Source organism: Hyella patelloides LEGE 07179, from assembly GCF_900659865.1.
GTDB classification, from domain to species: Bacteria; Cyanobacteriota; Cyanobacteriia; order Cyanobacteriales; family Xenococcaceae; genus Hyella; species Hyella patelloides.
Map to the genome: position 1 here is coordinate 13,155 of NZ_LR213894.1, position 6,336 is coordinate 19,490.

Consider the following 6,336-nt stretch of genomic DNA (forward strand, 5'->3'; position numbering starts at 1 on the left):
AGAAAAAATTAGACTTCGCCCATAGGCAAATAAAGCATCAATTAAGATAAGTTCAGAGTGAAAATATTTGAGCTTAGTTATTTACATTAAAAGTATCGCAATATTACTCTAAAAATGTTTACAGGTTTAATTCAAGAACTTGGCACAATTAATTATCAAACTAGAGATAGTCTCCAAATTTTAGTTAAAAATGCGGAAAAATCCCCTATTTTACCTAGTTTAGAAATTGGCGATAGTGTAGCAGTGGATGGCATTTGCTTAACTGTGGAAACAATTTTGCCTCAAGGGTTTATTGCCACAGCTTCTCCAGAAACTTCGCAGCGTACTACTTTAGGTCAAAGAGAAAAATCTGCTAAATACGTTAACCTAGAAACTTCTTTACGAGTAGGAGCAAAAATTGGCGGACATTTCGTTACAGGTCATGTAGATGGTATTGGTTGTTTAAAAGAAGCTTTAACAACTCAAACCTCTTGGGAAATGTCTTTCGGTGCGCCTTCAGGAATGGAAAATCAATGGCAACAACAAATTGCTCCTTACTTAGTTTCTAAAGGTAGTATTGCGGTTAATGGTATTAGTTTAACTGTGGCAGAATGCGCCTTTGATAGTAGTTGGTTTAAAGCTGCGGTGATTCCTCATTCCTATGAAGAAACTAATCTTTCCTGTTTGAAATCAGGAGATTTAGTTAATGTTGAAAGTGATATTTTAGGCAAATATGTAGACCGTTTAATTAGTCATCGCACGGGTCATAAACATCAGCAATCAGATATTAGCGTTAGTTTTTTAGCAGAAAATGGATATATTTAATCGATATTATCTTCACTATAATATAAAGCGATCGCTTTATTATTTTTCTCAATCTTGTCTAATAATAAAGACTTTTACTTGATAATCGAATAAAACACTTCTAATCTACTCATTATTATCTTTTGCCAAATCTTTAATTGAAATGTGTTTACGGTACGATATGATTCGGCGAACTACATAGTCTTTATGTTGCGATTAAAGTTAGAAATGCATCGCTTTAGTAGTGTTTATTTCCAATAGTATGGATTACATTCACTAAGTTTTTACTTTTGAAAAATATATGTTAGCTTACCAAGAACCTGTCTGGTCTAAAAACTTTGAAGATTTGGGATTTGACCAACTTAAAGGAAGACTATTTTCAACTTGATAACCTTGTGTTAAATGAAAACGAATTAGTCTTTCTGCTCCTTGATAAGAGCTAACTTCTGTTCCCGACCAAATAATTTCCGTAGTACCAGTAAGATAAAGCAGATTGCTTCTTGCAAAATCAATAAACAATAATCCTGCACGGGGATTCAATTCTAGATTCCCAATGGTATTAAAATGATTATTACCAGAAAAGTCAGGAATAGTTAGAGTTTGGTTGTTATCAATCCTGACGAAACTTGGTTTTCCTCCTTTATGAGAAACATCAACACCTTTATTAGTATTATTACTCGCAAATTCATCTTGATATGCTGTAGCGATAAAAAAAGTATCAGCATTAGTAATTAGGTTACGCTCACATTCTCCAAAAGATGTTATTTCGTTAATCTGAGGAGAAAGATTAGATTTTACAGATTCAAAAGTTCGACCTTGAATATATTGGGGACAATTACCAAAAGCTTGTTTTACTTCAATTTCAAAATTATCCGCATTAATTTTGGTTACAACTCCATTGATACGATTGCGACGACGGGTATGAAGTTCAATTCCCAGTAAGCCGATATCAATACCTTCATTTAAAGTAACTGCTAAAGGATCTCCAGTTAATAATTTAGTTTTGACTTGTAATTTGCGATCGCCAATAACCTCTAAAAAACCAGGCTCTCCCACCAAAATAGAAGCCCAAGGATTACCAGATTTATCGACTGTACCTATAATCACATAAGATAATTGGGCAAAAAATTTTTGATGTTGCTCTGTTAAATAGTCGCGAATAATCCTTCGTCCTTGTCTATCAATACGATCTTGGATTCCTAATCTGGCTTGAACTGCTAATTCTCCAGGGTGAAAAGGCGATTCGGTGTGTGACCAGCCTGAATTATTCATAGTATTAGTATTATCTCCATTACTTTAAGCAGTAGTAACCGCTTCAATTCCAGGCATTCCTACAAACCCAGGCAATCTTTTAATGCGTTCAATCCACGCCACAATATAAGGGTATTCCTCCAAAGATACTTGACCATCGGGAGCAAGGGCAATGTAAGGAAAAGCAGCAATGTCTGCAATAGTGGGATGTTCTAATTCGAGCCATTCTCGATCTGCTAGATGGCGATTGATGAGATCGAGAATAAAAGCGGATTTTTGCGTAGCAGCATCAATATCAATAGTTCTCACCTTGAAAAAATGAAATAATCTTGCTGATTCGACACCCTGACGAATTTCTCCTGCGGTAGTAGAAAGCCATCGTATAACTCGACTTAATGATTCTGCTTCAGTGGGTAGCCATTGTTCAGTACCGTATTGACGAGCTAGATAAACTAAGATTGCTTGCGCATCAGGAAACACTTTATCACCATCGATTAGTACGGGTATTTGTCCAAAAGGATTGAGTTTTAAGTATTCAGGCGTTTTATGTTCTCCTTTAAATACATCAATGGGTACAAATTCATATTCGATTTCAAGCAAAGCAAGTAAGAGTCTGATTTTGTAAACATTACCAGAGAGTTCGTGTCCGTAGAGTTTAATCATGGTTGTTTTTCTTGGTTCTTAACCGAACGTTTGTTTTGTTTTGGCTGGTTTTACTATACCGAACGTTTGGTAAAATGTCAAAAAATTAAAATCTTACCCGAATAATTTATGGAGGAAGTCACAAAGGTTAATGAATAAAGCCTGGAGAAATTTTTCTGTCTACTTTTCTGATGAAACAATACCAAGTGCAGACAAAGAAATTCTACCCGCTACCAGTAATTCTTTAGTTTTTTTTGATAATTTTTTGATCTGATATTCAGCAGTACTCGCAGCCGATCTAGTGCCAATTTCCGCAGTGAAAACTAATTGAAGGGGATGACGAGTTCTGGTGTATTTAGCCGATTGAGCATTTCCTAATTGATGAACGGCAAAACGTTTGGCAACATTGTTAGAAATCCCTGTATAGAGAGAGCGATCTCGACAACGAATAATATAAATAGACCACATGATGTTGTATCTTTAGTTTTAGTTAGACTTACTAAAGATACTAAGCTTTGGCAAATAGCGATCGCTAAAATACCGAAAATTTTATTACTAAATTAAGATATTGAGTTTTGTTTTAAATATCTAGCCAATCTGATGAGAGTTTGGAGATATAACAATCAGCACTTGTATTAGGATACTTATTACTCATCCTGCTTAAGATTTGCTGCGGTTTGACCGAACAGAATTTTTTTACTTTCTTCGGTTACAGTTGGCTGACGGGCAACCTCTTGACCTTTTTCATATGCTTTAATTACTGCTGGACGAGATGCAATACTATTAAACCAACGTTTGAGATGGGGAAAATCATTCAGTTGTTGCTGTTGTTTGACATGAGGAACAATCCAAGGGTAACAAGCCATATCTGCGATGGAATATTCCCCTGCTATGTAATCTCTTCCTGCTAATTGATTATTCAATACCCCATACAATCTATTGGTTTCTTTAACATAGCGATCGATCGCATAAGGGATTTTCTCTGGTGCATATTGACTGAAGTGATGGTTTTGTCCTGCCATTGGCCCTAAACCACCAACTTGCCAGAATAGCCATTCTGTTACTATTTTGCGACTACGTAGGTTATCAGGTAAAAATTTTCCTGTTTTCTCTGCCAGGTACAGTAAAATTGCTCCTGATTCAAATACAGAGAGCGGTTCGCCACCATCAGGAGGTGCAGTATCGATAATGGCTGGCATTCGATTATTGGGGGAAATCTTTAAAAATTCAGGTTTGAATTGATCGCCTTTACCAATATTAACGGGATGAATTTGATAATCTACTTCCGCTTCTTCGAGAAAGATGGTTATTTTGTGACCGTTGGGTGTAGCCCAGTAATATAGTTGAATGCTCATAATCTTTGGGTAATTCCAGTGATAAGTTAATTAGTATTTATCTTTTAGTTTAGTGATTTTCAAGCAGAATATTTGGGAATAATAAACAAAGTTGATTGGTTTTATTAAATTTATGGAAACACGAAATACGATCAGAATGTTCTCAATGATGCTTGTCATGCCAATTGCTTACTTAGTGCTAAATTTAGGGTTATCTAAAGAAGAGAAAAAAAACGAAAATAGCAAAGTTAACCAGATAATTCAGCAATGTGAAGATAAAGAGGCTTCATTAACCCCAATAAATAGGGCTTCCGCTTGTAATACAATATTACAATCATCTTCTAAATTGAAGCTTAAAGATGAAGTACTATCTAAAGTTGAGAATATCATATTAAATCAAAAACAAGAGCAATTAGTAAGAGATGTAATTGTTGATTTTATTGACAGTTCGAGAGTATATAACATTGTCTTGTATGATAAATTTATAGCCTATCTATGTAACGAAACTACGGATGAGCTTGAAGAAAATCTTAATCAAGAAGTTCCTACATATTCATTTGAAATAAGTGATAAAAGTGATGATGTTTTATTAGTCACTGCAACTCCTAAAAATAATTCCTTAAAGAGTTATTATGGCGTAATGATTCATCAATCGGGAAGAAGCCAAGCAGTTCATTTAGCATTATGTGAATCCACAGATATTGAAGCCGATCTTGTTCAAGAGCCAGCAATAATGGAAGGCAAAATAGATTGTACTGGTAATTCCAAGCGTGTTTCTAATAATGAACTTATTCGTCATGTTTGGGAAGTTGACTTAATGTCACCAAAATCTAATAATATTCAAGAGAAAATTGCAAGAAAACAAAATTCCGATTTTGAGGAATGTTTTGACTACTAAAAGTTAAAAATTATAGGTTAGATAGCGAAAATTAGTAAAGTCCAATTATCCATGAACCAAATGCAGGTATAATTATGTGTTTGCGAGACTAGAATTGTAGGGAGAAATATTATGGCGCAGATGTATTATGATGCAGATGCCAATTTAGATTTATTAAGTGGTAAGACAGTAGCGATTATTGGTTATGGTTCTCAGGGACACGCTCATGCTTTGAACCTCAAAGATAGTGGTGTCAATGTTATTGTTGGTCTTTATTCTGGTAGTAAATCGATTGCTAAAGCAGAAGCAGCAGGTTTAAAGGTTCATAGTGTCGCCGAAGCAGCAACAGCAGCCGACATGATTATGATTCTACTTCCTGATGAAGTACAAAGAAGTATCTACGAAAACGAAATCGTACCTAATCTAAAAGAAGGAAACATTTTAGCTTTTGCTCACGGATTTAATATTCACTTCGGTCAAATTGTTCCCCCCGAATTTGTTGATGTGGTCATGATTGCGCCTAAAGGTCCTGGTCACTTAGTAAGACGTACCTACGAACAAGGACAAGGTGTTCCCGCGCTCTTTGCTGTGTATCAAGATGCATCTGGTCAAGCACGCGATCGCGCTATGGCTTATGCTAAAGGTATTGGTGGTACACGTGCGGGTATTTTACAAACTACTTTTAGAGAAGAAACTGAAACTGATTTATTCGGCGAACAAGTTGTTCTCTGTGGCGGTTTGAGTGCTTTAATTCAAAAAGGGTTTGAAACTCTGGTAGAAGCTGGTTATCAACCTGAACTTGCTTACTTTGAATGTCTCCACGAAGTCAAGTTGATTGTTGATTTGGTGGTTGAAGGCGGTTTGGCAAAAATGCGCGATAGTATCTCTAACACTGCTGAATATGGTGATTATACTCGTGGCTCTAGAATAGTTAACGACCAAACCAAAGCCGAAATGAAGAAGATTCTCTCAGAAATTCAGTCTGGTCAATTTGCTCGTGAATTCGTACTAGAAAATCAATCTGGGAAGGCTGGTTTTACTGCAATGCGTCGTCGTGAAGCCGAACACCCTATTGAAGAAGTAGGTAAAGATGTTCGCGCTCATTTTAGCTGGTTAAAAGACCAGTAATATCAAATTGTGATGTGTAGAGGCGTTACATAAAATGTCTCTACATTAATAAAAAACAACCAAGCTAATTTTTATGTATATTCCCTTAAATTTACTAGCAAAACATTATTAATTACGTAAAAATATCGAACTTCACGAGTAATAAGTAACGAGTAATGAGTAACTCGTCATTACCTCTGCTGTATCGTCAGAGGATTCAATTATTGAATTATATTTCTCTATTTTCGCGCCATTTATGCAGGAACGGGCGACTCAAGCATTTGAACTAAATTCAAATGACGCGCCCTCGGCTTTAAACCTAACTGAGGGCTTTACTTGAAC

The 6,336-nt window shown here is 35.7% G+C and carries 7 protein-coding genes; 3 read left to right on the forward strand and 4 right to left on the reverse strand.

The window, feature by feature from the left end:
• The first annotated feature begins 114 nt into the window (after window positions 1-114).
• Complete coding sequence (locus tag H1P_RS19000) at window positions 115-804, forward strand: riboflavin synthase (RefSeq protein WP_144870251.1); 690 nt, start codon at window positions 115-117, stop codon at window positions 802-804.
• Window positions 805-1,092: 288 nt separating this feature from the next.
• On the opposite strand, the gene H1P_RS19005 is transcribed toward H1P_RS19000, so the two are convergent.
• From H1P_RS19005 to H1P_RS19020, 4 genes are all read right to left on the reverse strand, one after another.
• Window positions 1,093-2,055 carry a pyridoxamine 5'-phosphate oxidase family protein gene (locus H1P_RS19005; RefSeq protein ID WP_144870253.1) on the reverse strand — a complete coding sequence of 321 codons (963 nt, stop codon included), beginning with the start codon at window positions 2,053-2,055 and terminating at the stop codon, window positions 1,093-1,095.
• A 24-nt stretch (window positions 2,056-2,079) separates the two neighbouring features.
• Complete coding sequence (locus H1P_RS19010; RefSeq protein ID WP_144870255.1) at window positions 2,080-2,697, reverse strand: glutathione S-transferase family protein; 618 nt, start codon at window positions 2,695-2,697, stop codon at window positions 2,080-2,082.
• A 159-nt stretch (window positions 2,698-2,856) separates the two neighbouring features.
• Complete coding sequence (locus H1P_RS19015) at window positions 2,857-3,144, reverse strand: GIY-YIG nuclease family protein (RefSeq protein WP_144870257.1); 288 nt, start codon at window positions 3,142-3,144, stop codon at window positions 2,857-2,859.
• A gap of 179 nt (window positions 3,145-3,323) precedes the next feature.
• Window positions 3,324-4,031: a glutathione binding-like protein gene (locus H1P_RS19020; protein ID WP_144870259.1), complete on the reverse strand. Its 708-nt coding sequence runs from the start codon at window positions 4,029-4,031 to the stop codon at window positions 3,324-3,326.
• A 112-nt stretch (window positions 4,032-4,143) separates the two neighbouring features.
• On the opposite strand from H1P_RS19020, the gene H1P_RS19025 reads away from it, so the two are divergent.
• Both H1P_RS19025 and ilvC read left to right on the forward strand, forming a co-directional pair.
• Window positions 4,144-4,908, forward strand: coding sequence for a type IV pilin-like G/H family protein (locus tag H1P_RS19025; RefSeq protein WP_144870261.1), 765 nt, complete (start codon window positions 4,144-4,146; stop codon window positions 4,906-4,908).
• A 111-nt stretch (window positions 4,909-5,019) separates the two neighbouring features.
• Complete coding sequence (gene ilvC, locus H1P_RS19030; RefSeq protein WP_144870263.1) at window positions 5,020-6,015, forward strand: ketol-acid reductoisomerase; 996 nt, start codon at window positions 5,020-5,022, stop codon at window positions 6,013-6,015.
• Window positions 6,016-6,336: the final 321 nt, after the last annotated feature.